We start from the raw sequence: 21,277 nt of genomic DNA, 5'->3' as shown, positions 1-21,277 counted from the left end.
ATCTGCCGCGGGAAAGGCGGCAGCAAAGCAGTGGGTTGGCATGCTCCAGGAGGGAGGGAGGCCAACGGTGTCATGAAAGACGAAATTCAGGCAGGACTCATCAAAATCAAAAAACGACTCTGGCGCCGCCGCCGGGCGGCCTGGCTGGCCGGGCCGCTGGTGTGGCTGGCCGGCGCGGCGCCCGTGTGCGCTGAATCCCCGCCGGCGCCGGACGCCGTTATTTCTTCCGAACGGCAAGCCGCGGATCCGGCCGAGAGTTTGCCGGAGCTGGGCGGTGCGCCCGACGATGCCGCGCGCGAGAAGCAGTGGGCCGAGATGGCCAAGCAGTTTGGCGAAAAAGATCTGAATAACGTTTCCCGTCAGCAGATGCGCAGCCGCGCCGAGGATTACCTGCTCGGCCAGGCGGCCGACACGCTGCAGCAACAGGCGCAGGAGCTGTTGTCGCCGCTGGGCACCGCCCGGCTATCGCTGAAGATGACCGGTGAGGGGGACTTTACCGGCAGCAACGGGCAGTTATTCAGCCCGCTGTACGACGTCGACGGATTGCTGACCTACAGCCAGATCGGCTGGCTGCAGCAAAGCGCCGGGGCGCTCGGCAATTTTGCGCTGGGGCAGCGCTGGATCGTCGGCGACTGGCTGCTGGGTTACAACACGGCGCTCGACAGCGATTTCGCCCGGCAGCGCAATCGCGGCAGCGTCGGCGCGGAAGCCTGGGGAGACTACCTGCGTTTCTCCACCAACTATTACTACCCGCTGTCGGCGCTGGCGCAACAGCCCGGCGATGGCGTGTTTTTCAGCCGTCCGGCGCGCGGTTACGACATCACGACGCAAGGCTATCTGCCGTTTTATCGCCAGATCGGCGGTTCGCTCAGCTATGAGCAGTATCTGGGCGATAATGTCGATCTGTTTGGCAGCGGCAAAAAACAAAACGATCCGCGCGCGATGCAGCTGGGGCTCAATTACACGCCGGTGCCGCTGGTGACGATGAAGGCGCTGCATAAGATTGGCGCGGGCGGGCAGAGCCAGGATCAGGTCGAACTGGCGCTGAGCTATCGGCTCGGGGTACCGCTGGCGAAGCAGATTTCGCCGGAGTATGTGGCGCAGGCCAAGTCGCTGCGCGGCAGCCGCTACGATCCCATCGAACGCAAGAACGTGCCGGTGCTGGAATTCCGCCAGCGCAAAACGCTGCAGGTGTTCCTGGCCACGCCGCCGTGGAGCCTGCAGGCAGGGGAAACCGTGCCGCTGGTGCTGGAAATCAAGGCGTTGAACGGCATCGCTCACGTCAGTTGGCAGGGGGATACGCAGGCGCTGAGCCTGACGCCGCCGCACAACGCCAACGATCCGCAGGGCTGGACGGCGATCGTGCCGCCGTGGGACGACGCGCCGGGCGCCGCCAACAGCTACCGGCTGTCGGTCACGCTGGAGGACGAAAAGCAGCAGCGCGTGACCTCCAACTGGATAGAGCTGAAAGTGGCGCCGCCGCTGACGGCGACCGCCGGCGATGACGCGGGCCTGCTGCCGATCAAAACCCTGACGCCGCCGCCGATCCCGGCGCAAACCGGGCCGCTGTACGGCGGCGATTAACCGTTTTTACCCTGCAGCACCCACACCGCGGCCTCGACGCGGGATTTTAGCTTCATCTTTTTCAGCAGGTGTTTGACGTGCACCTTGACGGTGCTCTCGGTGATGGTCAGGCGGCGGGCGATCAGCTTGTTCGGCAGCCCCTGGGCGATCAGCTTCAGGATATCCCGCTCGCGCGGCGTCAATTGCTGAATATCGCGATCGGCGCTGGGGCGGTTTTCCCGCAGGCTGGCGGCGAGGATCGGCGTCAGCGTTTCGCTCAGCACCATCTGCCCGGCCGCCGCCTGATGCAGCGCCTTCAGCAGATCCTCCGGCTCCATGTCTTTCAACAGATAGCCGTCGGCGCCGCGTTTGAGCGCGCTGACGACGTCGTCTTCATGGTTGGACACGCTGAACACCACGACGCGCCCCGACAGGTCGGTCTGGCGCAGGCGATCCAGCGTTTCCAGCCCGTTGATGCCGGGCATGTTCAGGTCGAGCAGGATCAGATCCGGATCGTGCTGCTCCGCCAGCGTGACCCCTTGTTCACCGTTGCTGGCTTCGGCGATGACCTGCAGGCGGGCGTCCATGCCAATCAGCTGTTTTACGCCGTTGCGCAGCATCGGGTGGTCGTCTATCAGTAAGATTGTGGCGGCGGTTTCTGTCGTCATGGTGTCTCCGTTAGTCGATGGCGTGGTTATCCGGCGTGAAGCTGACCCGCACCTCGGTGCCGCCGCCGCTGCGCGGTAAAATATCGCAGCGGCCATGCAGGCTCTTGGCGCGATCTCGCATGATGATCAAGCCGTAATGGTCGGGGCGAGACGTCTCGGCCGGCAGGCCGCGTCCGTTGTCGCATACGCTCAGGGTCACTTCGCCCCGCTTGTTGATGACCTGAATGCTCACCTCGCTGGCGGCGGCATGCTTAAGGATGTTGCTGAGCGCCTCGCGGGCGATCTGCAGCAGGTGAATGGCCTGGTAAGCCGGCACCGTGCGTGGCCCCAGTTGGTAATCGAGGCTGATGGTCAGGCCCAGTTTGGGATTGAACTCCGCCACCGTCGATTGCAGCGCCGCCAGCAGGCCCGGTTCGGTCAATTGCAGGCGGAAGGTGGTCAGCAGCTCGCGCAGCTGGCGATAAGCGCCGTTCAGCTCTTCGCGCATCTGCTGCACCAGCGCCTGGCTGGCGGAAGAGAGCGTTTCGCCCTGCATCTGCAGGCAGGCGATTTGCATTTTCAGACAAGAAAGCGATTGGGCGATGGAGTCGTGCAGCTCGCGGGCGATCGCTGCCCGTTCTTCCATCAGCATCAGCTGCTGCTGATGGTCGACCTGACGCTCGATGGCCAGCACGCTGGTCAGCTGCTCCACCAGGGTGTTGATCAGCTGGCGGTGCTCATCGTTCAGCGGCTGTTGCGGCGCATGCTGCGCCACGATCACGCCGTAGTCGCCGAGCTTGTCGCTCAGGCTCCAGCTCAGCGACGGATTGTCGGGATGCTGGCGGTCGCTGTCGTTCAGGCAGGCGCTGCACACCGGGTTATGGCAATGCTCCGGCCGCAGCGGCTGGTTGCCGCTCAGCTGCAGCAGCGGTTCCCGGCTGTCGTTTTCATACAGTCGCACCTGAATGGCGCGCAGCGGCGTCAGGGTTTGCAGCTGGTTGAGCAGCGGCGTCAGGCGGCTGCACAGCGGCTCGCTGGCGTGCAGCAGGCGGCTGGCGCGATAAAGGAAGCTCAGCACCTGATTCTTTTGCTGCAGGTCCGCGGTCTTCTCGGCCACGCGCTGCTCCAGCCCGCTGTAGGTGGCCGACAGTTCGTCGGACATGGTGTTCAACGCGCCGCCGAGCGACGCCATTTCATCCTGGTGGCCGCGCTGCGCGAAGCGGCGGCTAAAATCGCCGCGGCCCACCGCCAACGCCATTTCCACCAGCTGTCGCCACGGATGCAGCAACCGGCGGCGCAGGTAGCAGGTGGTGCCGATCAGCAGCAGCAGGGTCAGCGCGATGAAGCCGGCCTGCACCAGCGTCACCATCAGCAGGCGGCGCTCGGTTTGCCTGTCGATATCCGACACCAGCTTATCCAGCAGCTGCACGAAGTGCGCCACCTGCGGCGCGGCGTCGGCTGGCCGCTGCGCGCTGCGCAGGCGTGGTTGCAGGGTCTGTTGCCAGTAGTCGCGCAAGGCGTCGAAAGGTTGCGTCAACCCTTCCTGCTCCACCGAGCGCTGCAGGTCGGGGCTGTTTTCGTCGCGCTCCAGTTCGCGAATCAACGCTTCATGCCGTTCATCCAGCGGCACCTGCGCCAGCAGACGGTAGCTTTGCATACGCAGTGAGCCGGCCTTGTTGATGGCGTGCGCATTGCCCTGAATGCTTTGCGACATCCAGGCGGAAATCCCCATGCCGGCCACGCCCAGAATGCCCGACAGCAACATCAGCAGGGCGACCTGATTCACGATCGAAAGCGGGGCCAACAGGCGTTTCATAAGCGCGGGTTCCTGGCATTTGGCGCCGCTGAAACTCAGGGGGAGAAGGCGGCGACGGGGTAAACAAGTAACGATTCAGCCGTATTTTTGATTATCCCTGAGCATAACCCCATACCTCGAATGAAGTACCCATTAGTTTCCGGCGGGACGGCGCAGCGGTGAGCGTAGCGGCGTGATGTTTTATAATGCGTTGATTTAAAGTGATTTAATTTTTATTCGGGGCGTACCCCTAAGGGGATGAAGGCGCTATTTGCGCCGCCAACTACTTGCATTCGGGTTGATATACATCAACTTTGCCGCCGGGGCCGCCCCCTAGGGTGTGCAGAATGATCCCCCGTGTCTGAGGTTTTTATGTCGCAACTTGCAACGCCTTCATCAAAGAAAACCGGTGCGCTGATTCAGGACTGGCGTCCTGAAGACAGCGCCTTTTGGCAGCAGCGTGGCCATCGCATCGCCACCCGCAACCTGTGGATTTCCATTCCCTGCCTGCTGCTGGCCTTCTGCGTCTGGATGCTGTTCAGCGCCGTCGCGGTCAACCTGAACAAGGTGGGCTTCAACTTCACCACCGACCAGCTGTTCCTCCTGACGGCGCTGCCGTCGGTGTCGGGCGCTATTTTACGCGTGCCGTATTCATTCGTGATCCCGCTGTTTGGCGGCCGTCGCTGGACCGCCATCAGCACCTGCTTCCTGCTGGTGCCGTGCTTGTGGCTGGGGTTCGCGGTGCAAGACAGCAGCACGCCGTACAGCGTGTTCGTCATCATTTCCCTGCTGTGCGGCTTCGCCGGCGCCAACTTTGCCTCCAGCATGGCCAACATCAGCTTCTTCTTCCCGAAAGCGCGCCAGGGCGGCGCGTTAGGGCTCAACGGCGGGTTGGGAAATCTGGGCGTCAGCGTCATGCAGCTGGTCGCGCCGCTGGCGATTTCTTTCAGCCTGTTCGGCCTGTTTGGCGGCACGGCGCAAAATCAGGCGGAGGGGGGGCAGCTGTGGCTGGAAAACGCCGCCTGGGTCTGGGTGCCTTTCCTGCTGATTGCCACCCTGGCGGCTTGGTTCGGCATGAACGATCTGGCGGCGGCCAAGGCCTCGCTGCGCCAGCAACTGCCGGTGCTCAAGCGTGGGCATTTGTGGATGCTGAGTTTGCTGTATCTCGCGACCTTCGGTTCTTTCATCGGTTTCTCCGCCGGTTTTGCCATGCTGTCGAAGACGCAATTCCCGGACATCGTGATCCTGCATTACGCATTCTTCGGGCCGTTCCTCGGTGCGCTGGCGCGGCCGGTCGGCGGCGCGCTGTCTGACCGTTTCGGCGGCGTGCGGGTGACGCTGATCAACTTTGTGGTGATGGCCGTATTCGCCGCGCTGCTGTTCCTGACCTTGCCGACGGCGGGTGAGGGCGGTTCGTTCATCGCCTTCTACGGCATCTTTATGGTGCTGTTCCTCACTGCGGGGCTGGGCAGCGGGTCGACTTTCCAAATGATCGCCGTCATTTTCCGTAAAATCACTGTCGATCGCGTGAAAGCGGCCGGCGGCAGCGACGAGAGCGCGCAGCGTGAAGCGGTGACTGACTCCGCCGCCGCATTGGGCTTTATCTCGGCGATCGGGGCCGCCGGCGGCTTCTTCATTCCCCAGGCATTCGGCACCTCGCTGGCGTTGACCGGTTCGCCGGCGGGGGCTATGAAAGTATTCCTGGTGTTCTATATCTTGTGCGTGGTGATCACCTGGGCGGTGTATGGCCGCAAGAAAAAAGCCTGAGTATCAAACGTCTTTCTCAATCCCTCCCGGCAGGGGAGGGATATTTCGCTCATTCCGAGTCATCTCTCCTCACCTCCTCAGTGAAATTTTCTGTCTTTAGGTAAAATTCTCATCTCCGCTTGCCGTTTTTTTCTTTTTTTATAGCACTATCTCTCAATGTGGGAATATTTTCGCCAAAACGGATTATATTATTTGTACGTTTTTTCCGTTTTATTGAGAGTATTCTTACATTAAGGCGTTAATATCTTTCCGCAGATTAAATGAAATTTTCGGGACGGTAAGGCATAATTAGTGCGATTGTTATAAAATCAGTAATAGGGTTTTGTCATAGATGCTGCACGCACTGAGTGGAATGTGTAACGGGGTTAAATCAGATAACTCTCATTCTGTTTTTTCCGGCTTTTTGTAGTCTATCTGACAATCAGATTAGGTGGAAAAACACAATGAATTCACGGATAAGAATGAAATTTCACAATTTTATTCGATTAACAATCTAACAACACCGCTAGTTTTTCCTTTTTAAATCAATGAGGTGACCATTTGAATTTTACGGTAGCCATGAAAGAAATCCATGTTGCCAGCAGGGAAAAAGAGTCATTTGGGTAAACGGAACATCCTTAATAAGGCCTAATGTAAAAAATGAAATCAGAAAATTTTTATAAAGGCCAATATCCGATGAATGCAACCTGTTGAGTTTACATTTAATTTCTTGAACATTTTTTGATATTTCTATACAAAGTGTGCAGGACAGGCACGCTAAGGAAACTAAAAGTGAATCTTGATAAAAGAATAAAGATTAGGAATCTCGATGTTCTGACTCCTGCCGGGGAGAAATTTCGTCTGCGTTGGAAGGAGTATCAAATTCTTTCGCTGCTTGTCGCCAGATCGCCAGAGCTGGTTACCCGAACGGAAATTATAGAAAATATCTGGAAAGGAACTTACTGCTCAGATTCAACGATAAATCAAACAATTAAATCTATTCGCCAAAAAATTAGCGACACGGAACATACGCTTATCAGAACCATTCCCCGTTTGGGTTACAAGGTGGAAAATCAAGCGGCTTTTCACTTTATATCCGAGGATGAGGGCTACGCTGATGATGATATATTAAATGGCGATGAAAATATTGGCGTTGATATTCAAGCGGAACTTTCTGAAAATGAAAGTGAGTCGTCTGAAATAAACGATGAAAAAATAGATAAGCCGCGTAAATCGACGCTGGTTGCTGCGCCTGTTGCAACGGTAGAGTCAGCCCACGAACCCACGCGTGAAAAAAAGTCGACGACGGTGCGGCGCTTTTTCAGCATGCCCGCCAGCCGCGTAGTGAAATACCTGACGGTATTCGCTTCGTTGCTGGTTATTTCACATTTTTCATATGTGCTCGGCAACCAAACTCGTCCACCGGTGATCAATGATATTCAGAACAACACGCGCGTGGTGTTGACGCTGACGCTGAATAATCCCCATACCAACAGCCCGCAAACCCTGCTCTGCCTGTACCAGGGCGAGAGCATGGAGCAGGCGACCATCGAATGTGTCGACCCCAAGCAAGGGCAGCTTAAGTTGCCGGTAAAATATGAGACTTCTTCTACGCCGGGTAAAGGTCGGATTAATCTCATATTGCCGAACAAAACCTTGCAATATCAAGTTGCTTACGATGTTAAAAATTAGCGCTGAATGAGGTTTTATCTTTAGCGATAATTTTACATTTGATGAAATCTTTTATTTCATTATTTGTTATTTGAAAGCCAGGTTCGATTTGTCCAGTCTGGAACTCATTACCTAACGCATATTAGCGTCCTGTTTCCATCGAGGTGACAGGAATAATGAGAACCTGCTGAGTGACAAATTATGGATAAGCGTAAAGTAGCTATTATCGGGGGTTCCGGTTTTATCGGAACACGCCTGGCAAAACGTCTCAGTGCGCGCGATGATCTGACGTTGGTCATCGTTGACAAGCAACCCAGCGCGCATTTTCCGGCGCTCTATCAATATGGCGACGTGACACAGCCCCAGACCCTGCAAGAACCGCTGGCGGGCTGTGACGCCATCATTAATCTGGCGGCGGAGCATCAGGACAACGTCGATCCTATTTCGCTCTATTATCAGGTCAATGTCGAAGGCGCACGCCATGTCTGCATGACCGCCTCCGCCTTGAATATCCGCCAAATCATTTTCACTTCCTCGGTGGCCGTTTACGGGTTCGTCGAGCAGGAAACCGATGAAGGGGGACGTTTCGATCCCTTCAACCATTACGGCAAGTCCAAGCTCGAAGCGGAATACGTTTATGAAGCGTGGCGCAAGGCGGATAGCGCAAACAAATTGACCATCATCCGCCCGACGGTGGTATTCGGTGAAGGCAATCGCGGCAATGTGTATAACCTGTTCCGCCAGATCGCCAGCGGCCGATTCGTGATGATTGGCAGCGGCAATAATATGAAGTCGATGGCTTACGTTGAGAATATTGCCGCGCGGCTGGAACATGCGTTGGACCAGCAATCAAGTTATCAGGTCAGCAACTACGTCGATAAACCGGACTTTACGATGAATCAATTGGTCGACGTTATTTCCTCCTCGCTGGGCAGAGAAAATAAGACGATTCGCATTCCTTATGTGGTGGGCATATGCGGGGCGACCGCATTGGATGTCGTGAGTAAAATAAGTCGTAAAAAATTCCCAATCAGCCGCGTCAGAGTGCAGAAATTCTGCGCCAGAACGCAATTTAAAAGTAATGTGCAAAATAATTTCGTGGCGCCGGTTGAACTTGATTCGGCAATCGAAAGAACCATTAAACATGAGTTTTCTGATAGATAACTTAACCGCACGCTGACGTTATTTACGTATTTCCGCCGACAAGCGGATAAATCTGTATTTTTCAGGATTAACTCATGCTGACTTATATCCTGGCCGGATCAATTTTGTTTTTGTTAATAGCGCATTGGGAGCTGTAACTCAAGGGCGGTAGCGTGCTTATTCGCTGGAGGAACGATGTTATATCAACTGAGCGTGATATTTGTGCTGGCGGTCGCCTGGGTGCTTATTGCCCGCCGGGCCGCCTTGACGGTGGGATTGGTGGATAAGCCCAATGCGCGCAAGCAACATCTGGGACATATTCCGCTGGTCGGCGGCATCGCCGTATACCTGACGCTGATGCTGATGACGCTGTGGCAACCCGCCTGGCTGCCCGACAGCACCGTCTATCTGCTGTGCATTACGGCGCTGGTGGTATTGGGCGTGCTGGATGACCGCTTTGATCTGCCCGTGGCGCCGCGCGTCATGGTGCAGGGAGGGATCGCGCTGGCGATGATGCTGGCGGCAGGGATGCAGCTTTCCTCATTGGGCTATGTCTGGGGGCATCAGGAAGTGATGCTCGGCTATGGCGCGTTGCTGCTCACGCCGCTGGCGGTATGGGGAGCGATCAACGCCTACAACATGGTGGATGGCATCGACGGGCAACTGGGCGCCTTGTCCTGCGTTACCTTCGTTGCATTGGCCATCGTGTTCGGATTGGGCGGCCGGGAAGATCTGGCGCTGTGGTGCCTGGGCCTGATCGCCGCGCTGGCGGCTTATCTGCTGTTCAACCTGAGCCTGTTCGGCGCGCGCAACAAGATCTTTATGGGGGACGCCGGCAGCATGGTGATCGGCTTCAGCGTGCTGTGGCTGGTGTTGCTGGCGACTCAGGGGCCGCAGGCGGTAATGCGCCCGGTCACCGCGCTGTGGCTGATCGCCATTCCGCTGATGGACATGGTGACCGTGATGGTGCGCCGCCTGTTGCGCCGCCAAAGCCCCTTCAAAGCGGGCCGCGATCATTTGCACCACATTCTGATGCGTCGCGGGCTCAATGCGCGCCAGGCGCTGGCGATGAGCACCATGCTGGCGGTGACGCTGGCCTGCGTCGGCATTTGCAGCGAAGTGCTGCAGCTGCAGGAAAGCCTGATGCTGGTGGCGTTTCTGTTTTGTTTCTGCGGTTATTTCGCCATGTTGCGCGAACCGCGTCAGGCGACGGTGTTCAGCGATAATCCGACCGTCGGCCGTTAATCCCCTCACGGGCTGCGGCAGCAGCCCGCTTATCACGGTACTTCCATGAATTTTCATTTGCCTCTTTTGATGCCGTTGGCCTTCACCTCCGCGTTGTTGAGCGGGTGTACGGTGGTCCCCGGCTCACATTTACCGACCAGCGGAAAAGCCATCGTCGTGCAGCAGGATGACGATTTCGATTTGAATGACCAGGTGCAGGTTTACCGCATGTCGCCGATGCTGCTGCAGAAAATGCGGCGCGTAGAACCGGTCGCCCGGCCGAATCCGGCGCTGGATCAGCGGTTGCAGAACTATCAATACCGCATCGGCGTCGGCGACGTGTTGAACGTCACCGTCTGGGATCACCCCGAGTTGACCACGCCGGCCGGGCAGTACCGCAGCGCCAGCGATACCGGCAACTGGGTGCATGCAGATGGCACGATCTTTTATCCCTATATCGGGCGAGTGGCGGTGGTGGGCAAGACCGTCACCGAAGTGCGCAGCCTGATCGCCGGCCGTCTGGCGCAGTACGTGGAAAGCCCGCAGGTGGACGTCAGCATCGCCGCTTTTCGTTCGCAGAAGGCCTACGTGACCGGCGAAGTGAAAACCTCCGGCCAACAGGCGATCACCAACGTGCCGTTGACCATTCTGGACGCGATCAACGCCGCCGGCGGCCTGACGGACAACGCCGACTGGCGCAACGTGGTGCTGACCCATCAGGGCAAAGAGCGGGCTATTTCGCTGCAGGCGCTGATGCAGCGTGGCGACATCAGCCAGAACGCGCTGCTGCAGCCGGGCGACATCCTCTACATCCCGCGCAATGACGAATTGAAAGTGTTCGTGATGGGCGAGGTGGGCAAGCAAGCGACGCTGAAGATGGATCGCAGCGGCATGACCCTGACCGAAGCCCTCGGATCTTCCGAAGGGATCAGCCAGACGGTGGCGGATGCGACCGGGGTGTTCGTGATCCGGCCGAACGGCGGTAAAACGCCGCAGCGGCTGGCGACGCTGTATCAGTTCGATCTCTCCGACGCCAGCGCGCTGGCGATGGGCGCTGAATTTCAGCTGCAACCTTACGACGTCGTGTACGTCACTGCGGCGCCGATCGCGCGCTGGAACCGTTTGATCAGCCAGCTGGTGCCGACCATCAGCAGCTTTAACGATCTCAGCGAGGCTACCTTGCGCGTGCGCAACTGGTAACTCCGCAGGGTGAATAAGGAACAGAAGATGAAAAACAATGCGCTGTCCGTGATGGTGGCCGAACAAGATGAAAAGCTGGAGTGGGAGCGACTGATCGGGCCGCTGTGGGATAACCGTTGGCGGATCGCCGTCGTGACCGGTTTGGCCGGCGTGCTGGGCGTCGCCTACGCCCTGTTGGCCACCCCGGTGTATCAGGCCACGGCGGTGGTGCAGGTGGAGAAGCAGCTGTCCGGCGATTCGCTGCTGCGTGAAACGCTGGACAGCACGATGGGGCAAAGCTCGGCGACGCAGGATGAGGTGACGCTGGCCAAGTCACGCTACGTGCTCGGCAAAACGGTGGACGCCCTCGGCCTGACGGTGCGCGTCAGCCCGGACTATTTCCCGGTGTTCGGCAAAGGCCTTGCCCGGTTGAGCGGTGAAAAGCCGCCGGTGCTGAACATCACCACGCTGACGACGCCGGCGGACATGCAGGGCGAAGCGCTGACGCTGACGGTGCGCGACGGGCAGCATTACGAATTGAGCCATGACGGCGACAAACTGTTCAGCGGCGTGGTCGGGCAGCCGGTGGCGCAGGGCGGTTGGAACATGACCGTCTCGGCGCTGGACGCGGCGCCGGGCACCAGCTTTACCGTGGTCAAAGTCGCGCGTCAAGAAGCGGTGGACGATCTGCGCAAATACCTGGACGTGGTACCGGGCGGCAAGGACAGCGGCATCATGGCCTTTACGCTGCCGAGCGAAGATCCGCAGAGCGCCGAGGCGATGCTGAAGAACATCACCGACAACTACCTGCAACAGAACGTGGACCGCAAAACGGAAGAGGCGCAGCGCATGCTGGCGTTCCTGCAAGAGCAATTGCCGCAAACGCAAACCTCGTTGAACAATGCCGAAACCCAGCTCAATCAGTTCCGCCAGCAAAACGACTCGGTGGATCTGTCGCTGGAAGCCAAATCGGTGCTGGATACTCAGGTGCAGCTCGAAGCCCAGCTCAATGAGCTGACCTTCAAGGAAGCGGAGATCTCCAAACTCTATACCCGCGCGCACCCGGCTTACCGGGCGCTGCTGGAAAAGCGCGCCACGCTGGAGGCGGAAAAGGCGCGGCTGGGTAAACAGGTGCAGACGCTGCCGAAAATGCAGCAGGAGATCCTGCGCCTCACCCGAGACGTGCAGGTGGATCAGCAGGTTTACATGCAGCTGATGAACAAGCAGCAGGAGCTGAGCATCAGCAAGGCCGGCACGGTGGGCAACGTTCGCATCATCGACGAAGCGGAAACCGCTATCCGGCCGATTAAGCCGCAGAAGATGCTGATCGTCTTGTTGGCGCTGCTGCTGGGGGCGGGAGGCGCCGCCTCGGTGGTGCTGCTGCGCGCGGCTTTCCATCGCGGCATCAATGATATCGATACCCTGGAGAAGCGGGGCATCAACGTCTACGCCACGGTGCCGCTGTCGCCGTGGCAGGTCAAGCGCAACCGCGAGCAGCGTCATTTGCTGCCCAAATCCGGCGGCCGGCGCTTGCCGATCCTGGCGGTGGCCGAACCGACGGATCTGTCGGTGGAAGCGATCCGCAGCCTGCGCACCAGCCTGCATTTCGCCATGATGGAGGCCAAAAACAACATTCTGATGGTCTCCGGCGCCAGCCCGGAAAGCGGCAAGAGCTTTACCAGCACCAACCTGGCGGTGGTGGTGGCGCAGGCCGGGCAGCGGGTGCTGTTGATCGACGCCGATATGCGCAAAGGCTTCCTGCACCGCTGGTTGGCGGATGATGGGCATCAGGGCCTGTCCGACATGCTGGTGGGCAACGTGACGGCGGAACAGGCGGTGCGGAAAACCGCCATCGCCAACCTGGACTTCGTGCCGCGCGGCCAGGTGCCGCCGAACCCGTCCGAACTGCTGATGCACCGTCGTTTCGCCGATTTTCTGCGCTGGGCCGGGCAAAACTACGATCTGGTGCTGATCGACACGCCGCCGATTCTGGCGGTGACGGACGCGGCGATCGTCGGCAATCACGCGGGCACCTCGCTGCTGGTGGTGCGCTTTGAGGTGAATACCGTCAAGCAGATCGAAACCAGCATGCGCCGCTTCGAACAGAATGGGGTGACGATCAAGGGCGTGATCCTCAACGGCATGGTGAAGAAGGCGGCAACCGACATGAGCTATTACAACTTCGCCTACCCAAGCCATCGGGAAGAACGCCCGCAGGCAGGGGAGTAAGCGGGTGAAGGCCATTATCACCAATGCCCTGTGGCTGATGCTCGAACGCGTTTCGCTCAGCCTGTCCGGCATCTTCGTCTCCATTTACGTTGCGCGCTATCTGGGGCCCGCGCAGTTTGGCGCGCTCAACTATCTGTTGGCGACGATCGCCATCGTGGTGCCACTGGTGCAGTTGGGCGCCGACAGCATCATTTTCAACCGCGTCGCCCGCCGACAGCCGAGCGGCATTCGCCTGATGCTGGCGTCAATACGCCTGCGCCGCCGGCTGTTCCTGGTGGTGGCGCTGCCGATACTGATATGGAGCTATTTCAGCCAAACGCCCGCCAGCCAACTGATGACGCTGTTGCTGCTTGTCAGCGCCTATTTCTCGATTCAGGACGTGTACAAGATTTATTACGATGCCCGCCTGCAGTCGAAACGCAATACGCTGATCAACAACCTGGCGCTGCTGCTGTCTATCGGGCTGCGGCTGGCGCTGGTGAGCGCCGCGCTGCCGCTGGTGTGGTTCGCGGTACCCTACATCCTCAGCAGCGCCGTGCCTTACCTGGTGCGCCTCTGGTTATTCCGTGGGGAAGCTGCGGCCTCGCCGCGGGTTACGCCGCGCCAGGCCAGGCGCTACGGCCGTTACTTGCTAAAGGTGGGGCTGCCGTTGGCCATCTCCAGCCTGTCGATAGTGATCTATACCCGCATCGATCAAATCATGCTGGGCAATCTGGTCGGCGAGCAGGCGGTAGGCTGGTTCAGCGCCGCCACCACCCTTAGCCAAGGCTGGGTTTTCGTGCCGATGGCGCTGATCACCTCGTTGATGCCGGGCATTGCCAGCTGCCGCGATCCGTTGGAGCAGGAGTACCGTATCCGGGTGCTTTATCTGGTGGTCCTGGGCCTGTCGTTGCCGGTGTTGCTGGGCCTGTGGTGGTTCGCCCACCCGGCCATTGCGCTGCTGTACGGCGCCGCTTTCCAACCGGCCGCCAGCATCCTGGCTATTTGTACGCTGACCTCGCTGTTTTCGGTCATGGGGACGGTTTCGTACCGCAGCATCGTGCTGTTCGCCGGCTATCGCTTTATCGCCATCAAGATGCCGTTGGTGGCTATGGCGAACGTGGTGATGAATCTGCTGCTGATCCCGCGCTATGGCCTGATCGGCGCGGCGGTGTCTACGCTGCTGGCGGAATTCATTTCGTTCTTCGTGCTGAACAGTTTATTCCGTGGCGGAAAAATTACCCGACTGCAGCTGACCTGTTTTTACTGCCTGCCGCGTCTTGTCAGCAAATTAAGGAGAGAGCATGTTAAACATCCTGGTTAAAAACATTTCCAAGCGCCTGCCCGATGCCTGGCACCATCAGGTTAAATACGCGCTCTATTTCAAGAAGCTGCCGCACCTGTCAAAACCGACCGGCTTCAGCGAAAAGATCATGCGCCGCAAAATTTACCCGCGCAGCATCTACACCACCTTGTCGGACAAGTTCAAGGTACGTGAATTTATCGCCGGTCTGTGGGGCGAGGAGTACCTGGTGGAGCTGTATGCGCATGGCACTGAACTCAGCTACGACATGTTCAGGCAATTGCCCAACGCCTTTGTGCTGAAGGCCAACCACGGCAGCGGTTATAACCGGTTGGTGTTCGACAAGCGGCAGGTTAGCTACGCGGAGTTGTACGATCTCAGCAACGCGTGGATGCGCAGCAACTTTTATGAGCAGAGTCGCGAAAAGCATTATCTGGATATCGAACCCTGCATCATGGTGGAGCGCATGTTGCTGGATGGCGAACAGGTGCCGAACGATATCAAGTTTCATTGTTTCAACGACAATCATGAAATTCGCATGTTCATCCAGGTGGATTATCAGCGCTTCGGCACCCATCGGCGCGATATTTTTGATGTCGACTGGAACCGCACCGAAATCCGCATCAGCTTGCCCAATGCCGACGAACCGATGCCGCGCCCTACGCGGCTGGATGAAATGATACGTTTGGCTCGCCAGACGGCGCAGCAGTTCTCTTATGTGCGCGTGGATTTCTACCAGGTCGGCGAGAAGGTGTATTTCGGTGAGTTGACGTTTACGCCTGGCGCGGGGCTAAGCAAGCTGATGCCGAAAAACATTGAGCAGGAATGGGGCAGTTATTTTACTGAGTAAACGCTTATGCAAAGAGTCGCCTCCAATTTTCAAATGCATGCCAATGCCGGTTATAATCAGTCGCGGGATTTGATCAATCAATCCATCGTATTGACCTTCCTGCTGATGTTTTTCGTGAAAACCTTCCTGACCTCGGGATCGTTCAACAGCGAGCTGATTAATAAAGCCGTGCTGGGGCTGAATGGCCTGATGTTGCTCTATGTCGGTTATGCATTTTTTATCGCTACGCTGGCGGAAAAGGCGGTTGCGGGTTTTTTGGTTCTGCTGTTTCTTATGAATATTGCCACCGGGCATGGTGATTATCTGTTTGGTGCGGTATTCAGCACGGCGGTGATAATTTTATTTCGTCGTATCGAAATGGGGCGTGGCGCTGAAATGTTTGCCATCACCTTTGTGGTGGCAGGGTTGCTGGTGGTTATTCCCTATACCTTTTACACTGATGGGTTTGTTTACCTTGATGAACGTTATGGCAACAGATTAACGCTGGGGTTCGATAACCCGAATACCCTGGCGTATTATTCTTTTGCCTTGTTCGCCACACTGCTGTGCCTGATCGACCATGCGAAATTAACGCGTGGAATGAAAAATATCGCTTCGTTGGCGGTATCGGCGTTAATTCTCCCGGTGCTGATGTATTCCTATTCTCGCACCTGTTTTATGCTGGCGTTGTTGATGCTGCTGCTGTTTTGGCTGGCGCCGCTGCTGCGTGTCGCCCCCAACAGAAAAGTCTGCATCGCGCTGACGTTGGTCATTGTAGGCTTTCAATTCGCCAGCGTTATACGCTGGGGGAACAATCCGGCATTGGACGTGCTCTTGAACCAGGCGCTGACCGGCCGGATCTGGTTCTCCTGGCAGATGTTTCAGGCGGTGGGGCTACCCAATCCGCTGTTCGGCATGAATATAGAGCCGTATAAGCCAGTCGATTTCTTCTTCATCGCCATGTTTTATTCGGCCGGTGGCATCGCCTCTGTCGTCATGCTTTTTTGTTATTTTCACTTGTTGGGCAATATGCGCAGGCTGAGTCGATTCATGCGCTGGGTGGTGGTGGTTTTCCTGTTAACAACCTTGACGGAAACCTATTTTTTGGTCCCGGTATTTAACGTGTCGTTATTGTTGCTTTGCCGTGGAAAAGAAATAATAAATTCTAAGCTGGAGGGTTAAGAAATGGATTTCTCTATCGTGATCCCTATTTATAATAGTTCGCGCTACCTGCCTAAAACGCTGAAGCGAATTTTCAACGCTTGCCAAGGGTTCGACTATCAGGTGATTTTGGTTGATGATTGCTCTGACGAGGATGATATCAAATCTATCCGCCAGATAGCGGCGACCAATAGCAATGTGATGCTGCATGAGAAAAAACAGAAGAGCAATGCGGCGGTATCGCGCAACTTAGGCACCAAGTTAGCGCAATCGGAGATCGTGTTTTTCCTCGACTCCGATGATTACTTCACGACCAACTATATTATTCGCCGTATGAAGAAGCATGAAGATCGCCAGATTGACATTATCTTCGGCAACTATGCGGAGGTGAGCGGCGATTCGGTACGCGACTTCAACTTCCACTACAAATCCGGTTCTTCCGGCGAAGATTTTCTTTTTCTGGAAATGGGCGATATTCGGTCATCCACCATCAGCATGCGTAAAAAAAGCGATCGCCGCTTTTTATTTCCCGAGTTTCTCAACAAGCATCAGGATTGGGGTTTTCTGGTCAACGCCACCAATTTGGGCGCGCAAGTGGCGCATGACGCCGGCGGCGGGGTGTTTCTCGACGTGGGGCGCTATGGGCGCATGACGGCGAAGCTTAATCTGGAGGCCAGCGACCGCTTTATCAATACCTTCCTCAGCCCCAGCGATCGCCATATCAGCGGATTCGCCTGTAAGCATCTGCTGGCCTCGCTGTATTCGGAAAACGCCCAGGCGTTCAATTATTACTCGTCGCGCATCGTGCGGCACAGCCTGAGCGGCAAGTTCAAGATGATCAAATGGTATGGCGATTGTCTGGCGCGGTTGGGGTTGTTCTCGGTTGGCGGCCGGCTGCTGCGCAACGTGCGCCAGGGATTCAGGAGATGACATGCAACCACGCAAGATAATCATCGTTATCGAAAATATGGCGGGCAAGGGCGGTACTGAACGGGTCGCCAGCGGTTTGGCCAATGCGCTGGCACGTTTGCCGGGTTACGAGGTCGCGGTGTTTTCGCTGTTTGGCGAGCGGAGCTTCTTTCCGCTGGCGAGCGACGTCCGGTTGCGCTGCGGCGGTGGCGATTCGCTGTTCTGGCCGTGGCGGCTGGCGTTCGCGCTGCGGCGTGAACGCGCGGACGTGATCATTACCGTTTCCATGGGGAAACTGTCGGTGGTGATGACGCCTTTCCTGCGTTTGTTCTGTGCCCGCAGCCGGCTGCTGTTGAGTGAGCACGTCAGCTTTCACCAGTATCCGCGCGTATTTAAGTGGCTGAAGTTGCTGGTTTACCGGCTGAGCGATCGCGTGATTTTCCTGACGCGGCAAGATAGCGACGCCATCGCTCGCTGGGTGGGGGCCGGGAAATGTCGGGTGATCGAGAACGTTTCGCCGTTCCGCGCACAGGCGCCGGCGCCGGCGCTGCAGCAAAAGGTGGCGCTGGCGGTGGGGCGCTTGAGCAATCAGAAGGGCTTCGATCGTCTGATCGCGCTGTGGCGAGGGGTGGCGGCGCAGGTGCCGGATTGGCGGCTGCTGATTATTGGCGACGGCCCGGAGCGCGATGCGCTGCGGCGGCAGATTGAAGACGCCGGGCTGGCGCGGCAGGTGAGTCTGCTGCCGGCCACCGCCGACGTGGCGGACTATTATCGCCAGGCCAGCCTGTATTTGATGACCTCTCGCTATGAGGGATTGCCGATGGTGCTGATCGAAGCCATGAGTTTCGGCCTGCCGCTGGTGGCCTACGACTGCAAGACCGGCCCGGCCGAGTTGATAGACGACGGCGTCAACGGCTATCTGGTGCCCGATGACGACGCCGCCGCCTTCAGCGAAGGGGTGATCAAACTGATGCTCGATCCGGGTTTGCGCGAGCACTTTTCTGTCGCCGCGTTAGAGAAGTCTCGCCGTTTTTCTCCCGAACGTATTTATCCCCAGTGGCAACAGCTCACCGAGTGAGGACAAAATGGAAAAGATATCCGTAATCATGCCGGCCTACAATGCCGCGAACTCTATCAAAGAGTCGATTCTAGGCGTGCTGAACCAGCGATTTACCGATTATCACCTGTATGTGATCGATGATGCGTCCACCGACGATACTGCCGAGGTGGTGCGGCCGTTTATCCACGATCGCCTCACCTATATACGCAATGAGCATAATCAGGGCGTGGCGGAAACGCGCAACATCGGCATTGAGGCGGCGAACGGCGACTATATCGCCTTCTGCGACAGCGATGACGTATGGCTCCCCAACAAGCTGTCGCGCCAGGCGAGCATTTTGCAAACCCGCCGCTACGACGTGGTGTGTTCCCATTACTACACCTTCGAAGACGACCTGAAATTGATCAAAAACACCCGTGGCGCGGAAGAGCTTATCGGCTATCAGGACATGTTGAAAAGCAACTGGATCGGCAATCTCACCGGCATCTACAACCAAAAGCGCATCGGCAAGGTGTATCAGCAAAAAGTGGGTCATGAGGACTATTTGATGTGGCTGGCGGTGCTGCAGAAGGCGCGTAACGGCCTGGCCTACTGCATTCCTGAACCGCTGGCCTGTTACCGATTGTCTACCCATTCGCTGTCGGGCAACAAAATCCGCGCCGCTGACTGGCAATGGCGGATTTACCGTCAGCATTTGGGGCTGTCTTATCAGAAATCCTGTTATCTGTTCGCCACCTATCTGTTCAATGCCGTGGTGAAAAGGAAATGACCATGAGGGGGATGTATCAGAGGGTGGTTCTGGGCTGTTGCGCCTTGTGGGGCGCTTCGGCTCTGGCGCAGAGCTGCCAACCCAATCTGTTGGCCAACCCCGGCTTTGAGCAGGGTCTCGGCGGCTGGCGAGCGCAGGGCGCGCAGGCCGACGGCGATACGCACAGCGGCAATGGCAGTTTGCGCTATGACAATGCAGATGCCGCGCAGTACCGCACCTTCAACCAGGCGCTGCAGGTTGCGCCCGGACAGACGATCGATTTTGGCGTCTGGCTCAAGACCCGCGGCGTACGCGGGCAAAGCCGCGACGGCGGCGCCGGGGTTTATCTGCAGAGCTTTGATGCGCAGGGGCGCTTTCTGGAGGGCAGCTATCCGGCTGGGGTGACCGGCGACAGCGGCTGGCGGCAGGTGAACGCCAGCTATACCGTGCCGCCGCAGGCGGCGCGAATCACGTTTGGCGTTTATCTGCGCAAGGGGAGCACCGGTACCGCCTGGTTTGACGACGCCTATGCGTGTGCTCGAGCGCCTACGCCCGCGTTGTATCAGCTCGGCGCGTCGGCACAGGGGAAGGTCGACACGCTGGTCGTCACTTCGCAGCCGCAGCGTTTGCAAGTCGACAGCGAATTGCTCAATGCCGAGGGGCAGGTTGTTCACCGTAGCCGCGACCGTTATCAGGTTGAAGGGCAGCGCCGTATCGAATACCAACCGCCGACCGGCCTGGCCCAGGGCGAATACCGCCTGCGTCAGCAGGTCACCGGGCAGCAATCCCGGCCGGCACCGGACAGCGAGCTGTCTTTTCGCGTCGGGCAGCCTGCGGCCAAAGTGGCGATCGACAGCGAAGGCTTTACCCTGCGCGACGGTCAACGGCTTTTCCCGTTGGGCATTTACGCCAACGTGGCTACCGATGAGCATTTGGCGCGCATCGCATCGGCGGGATTCAACACGGTGCTGAATTATGATTATGGGGAGAAGAAAGACCCTTATGCCTTTTTCCGCAACGCACGCCAGCGCGGGCTGCTGGTCATTTACTCCGTCAAAGATCAGTACCGCGGCAGCCGTTTCGCTCCGGCCGTGCGCGGCGGCGATTATGCGGCGATGACGGCCTGGTACGTGCAGCGCTTGCGCTCTCAGCCCAACCTGCTCGCCTGGTACATCAACGATGAGCTGGGGCCGGAATATCTCGATAAGATCGAGGAAAAAAACCTGCAAATAAAGCGGCTTGACGGCGATCATCCTACCTTCCAGGTGTTGAACAAAACCGGGGAGTTGGACGCTCACTTCAACAGCAGCGACATTTTGGCGACCGACCCTTACCCGGTGGGGAACGATCGCGATCTGACGCGCACCACGCGTTATACCGAACTGACGGTGCAGGCCGCCCGCCAGGCGCGCGGAGCCTGGGTGGTGATGCAAATCATGGATCATGCCGCTTATGACGCCCGCCGCAAGCCACATCCGCCGTCAGAGGCGGAAATCCGCAATCAGGCCTGGCAGGCGCTGATCGGCGGCGCCAAGGGGCTGTTGTTTTATTCTTATACCGATCTGTTTTACAAGCGCAAAACCGGCCGCTTCGACCAACGGGAGTTTGACGCCACCTGGCGCGGTGTGGCCGCCGTGTCGCAGCAAATCGCCGCCTTCACCCCTTATCTGCTGACGGGAAAATCGACGCCGCTGGCGGGAAGCAACCCTCAAATGCCGGCGCGGATGTTTGTTCTGGGCGATCGCGCCTTGCTGCTGGTAGCCAACCCTTACTATCGAGAGGGAAGCACCCGATTGCGCCTTCCGGCGGGCTGGCGGCAGCAGGAAGGGGGGGCGGAGATCCAGCTGGCGTTGCCCGCCGTGGGCACCGCGACGCTGTGGCTCCAACGCTGAAAGCGTCGAGTTAGCGTTACGCGGGAGGTTTCTCCCGCGTCCTACCCCCAAATACCCCATCTTGCCTCCCGCCCGTCAGCCTCTGTCTTCCACTCCTGATTTATTCATTTAAATTCAACATATTAATCTCGTTTATCGCACCTATACTTTGGTGGTATTTCTCACCCGGCGCGTGTATCGCCTCCCGCTTTCTCTTGAT

The 21,277-nt window shown here is 57.8% G+C and carries 16 protein-coding genes; 14 read left to right on the top strand and 2 right to left on the bottom strand.

Features of this window, described 5'->3' with window-relative positions:
- Positions 1-72 precede the first annotated feature (72 nt).
- Positions 73-1,584, top strand: a complete 1,512-nt coding sequence (locus ACJ8PI_RS10235; RefSeq protein WP_080377032.1) for a YchO/YchP family invasin — start codon at positions 73-75, stop codon at positions 1,582-1,584.
- Here the strand turns inward: ACJ8PI_RS10235 and narL are convergent.
- Both narL and narX read right to left on the bottom strand, forming a co-directional pair.
- A complete protein-coding gene (gene narL, locus ACJ8PI_RS10230; RefSeq protein ID WP_016927346.1) occupies positions 1,581-2,231 on the bottom strand; it encodes a two-component system response regulator NarL in 651 nt (216 codons plus the stop codon). The genes ACJ8PI_RS10235 and narL overlap by 4 nt on opposite strands.
- Before the next feature lie 10 nt (positions 2,232-2,241).
- Positions 2,242-4,026 (bottom strand): nitrate/nitrite two-component system sensor histidine kinase NarX, encoded by a 1,785-nt coding sequence (gene narX, locus ACJ8PI_RS10225; RefSeq protein WP_033647735.1) that lies wholly within the window; start codon positions 4,024-4,026, stop codon positions 2,242-2,244.
- A 351-nt stretch (positions 4,027-4,377) separates the two neighbouring features.
- Here narX and ACJ8PI_RS10220 point away from each other — a divergent pair, with 351 nt between their 5' ends.
- The 13 genes from ACJ8PI_RS10220 (at position 4,378) to ACJ8PI_RS10160 (ending at position 21,078) form a co-directional block, all read left to right on the top strand.
- A complete protein-coding gene (locus ACJ8PI_RS10220; RefSeq protein ID WP_033653665.1) occupies positions 4,378-5,772 on the top strand; it encodes a NarK family nitrate/nitrite MFS transporter in 1,395 nt (464 codons plus the stop codon).
- 771 nt (positions 5,773-6,543) lie between these two features.
- Positions 6,544-7,443, top strand: a complete 900-nt coding sequence (locus tag ACJ8PI_RS10215) for a winged helix-turn-helix domain-containing protein (protein ID WP_039565575.1) — start codon at positions 6,544-6,546, stop codon at positions 7,441-7,443.
- 180 nt (positions 7,444-7,623) lie between these two features.
- Complete coding sequence (locus ACJ8PI_RS10210) at positions 7,624-8,586, top strand: NAD-dependent epimerase/dehydratase family protein (RefSeq protein ID WP_033634936.1); 963 nt, start codon at positions 7,624-7,626, stop codon at positions 8,584-8,586.
- 174 nt (positions 8,587-8,760) lie between these two features.
- A complete protein-coding gene (gene wecA, locus ACJ8PI_RS10205; protein WP_033647732.1) occupies positions 8,761-9,810 on the top strand; it encodes a UDP-N-acetylglucosamine--undecaprenyl-phosphate N-acetylglucosaminephosphotransferase in 1,050 nt (349 codons plus the stop codon).
- 45 nt (positions 9,811-9,855) lie between these two features.
- Positions 9,856-10,989: a polysaccharide export protein gene (locus ACJ8PI_RS10200; RefSeq protein WP_164134354.1), complete on the top strand. Its 1,134-nt coding sequence runs from the start codon at positions 9,856-9,858 to the stop codon at positions 10,987-10,989.
- Positions 10,990-11,016: 27 nt separating this feature from the next.
- Entirely contained in the window at positions 11,017-13,197 is a 2,181-nt protein-coding gene (locus ACJ8PI_RS10195) for a polysaccharide biosynthesis tyrosine autokinase (RefSeq protein WP_164134355.1), read from the top strand.
- A 4-nt stretch (positions 13,198-13,201) separates the two neighbouring features.
- A complete protein-coding gene (locus ACJ8PI_RS10190) occupies positions 13,202-14,500 on the top strand; it encodes a flippase (protein WP_164134356.1) in 1,299 nt (432 codons plus the stop codon).
- The gene (locus ACJ8PI_RS10185; RefSeq protein ID WP_033647726.1) at positions 14,481-15,329 is read left to right on the top strand and encodes an ATP-grasp fold amidoligase family protein; all 849 of its coding nucleotides are present in this window, start codon (positions 14,481-14,483) and stop codon (positions 15,327-15,329) included. Before ACJ8PI_RS10190 ends, ACJ8PI_RS10185 begins: the two co-directional genes overlap by 20 nt.
- A 6-nt stretch (positions 15,330-15,335) precedes the next feature.
- Complete coding sequence (locus ACJ8PI_RS10180; protein ID WP_033647724.1) at positions 15,336-16,490, top strand: hypothetical protein; 1,155 nt, start codon at positions 15,336-15,338, stop codon at positions 16,488-16,490.
- 3 nt (positions 16,491-16,493) lie between these two features.
- Complete coding sequence (locus tag ACJ8PI_RS10175; protein WP_033647723.1) at positions 16,494-17,399, top strand: glycosyltransferase family 2 protein; 906 nt, start codon at positions 16,494-16,496, stop codon at positions 17,397-17,399.
- Between the two features lies 1 nt (position 17,400).
- On the top strand, positions 17,401-18,456 hold the full coding sequence (locus tag ACJ8PI_RS10170) for a glycosyltransferase family 4 protein (RefSeq protein WP_049234807.1): 1,056 nt from the start codon (positions 17,401-17,403) through the stop codon (positions 18,454-18,456).
- A 7-nt stretch (positions 18,457-18,463) separates the two neighbouring features.
- On the top strand, positions 18,464-19,207 hold the full coding sequence (locus ACJ8PI_RS10165; RefSeq protein WP_033634927.1) for a glycosyltransferase family 2 protein: 744 nt from the start codon (positions 18,464-18,466) through the stop codon (positions 19,205-19,207).
- Between the two features lie 11 nt (positions 19,208-19,218).
- The gene (locus ACJ8PI_RS10160; protein ID WP_053091962.1) at positions 19,219-21,078 is read left to right on the top strand and encodes a carbohydrate-binding protein CenC; all 1,860 of its coding nucleotides are present in this window, start codon (positions 19,219-19,221) and stop codon (positions 21,076-21,078) included.
- The last annotated feature ends 199 nt before the right edge of the window (positions 21,079-21,277 follow it).

The organism is Serratia sp. CY82433, from assembly GCF_052166535.1.
GTDB classification, from domain to species: domain Bacteria; phylum Pseudomonadota; class Gammaproteobacteria; order Enterobacterales; family Enterobacteriaceae; genus Serratia; species Serratia sarumanii.
The sequence above is the reverse complement of the archived record's forward strand: the minus strand, read 5'-3'. Positions and strand labels throughout refer to the sequence as shown.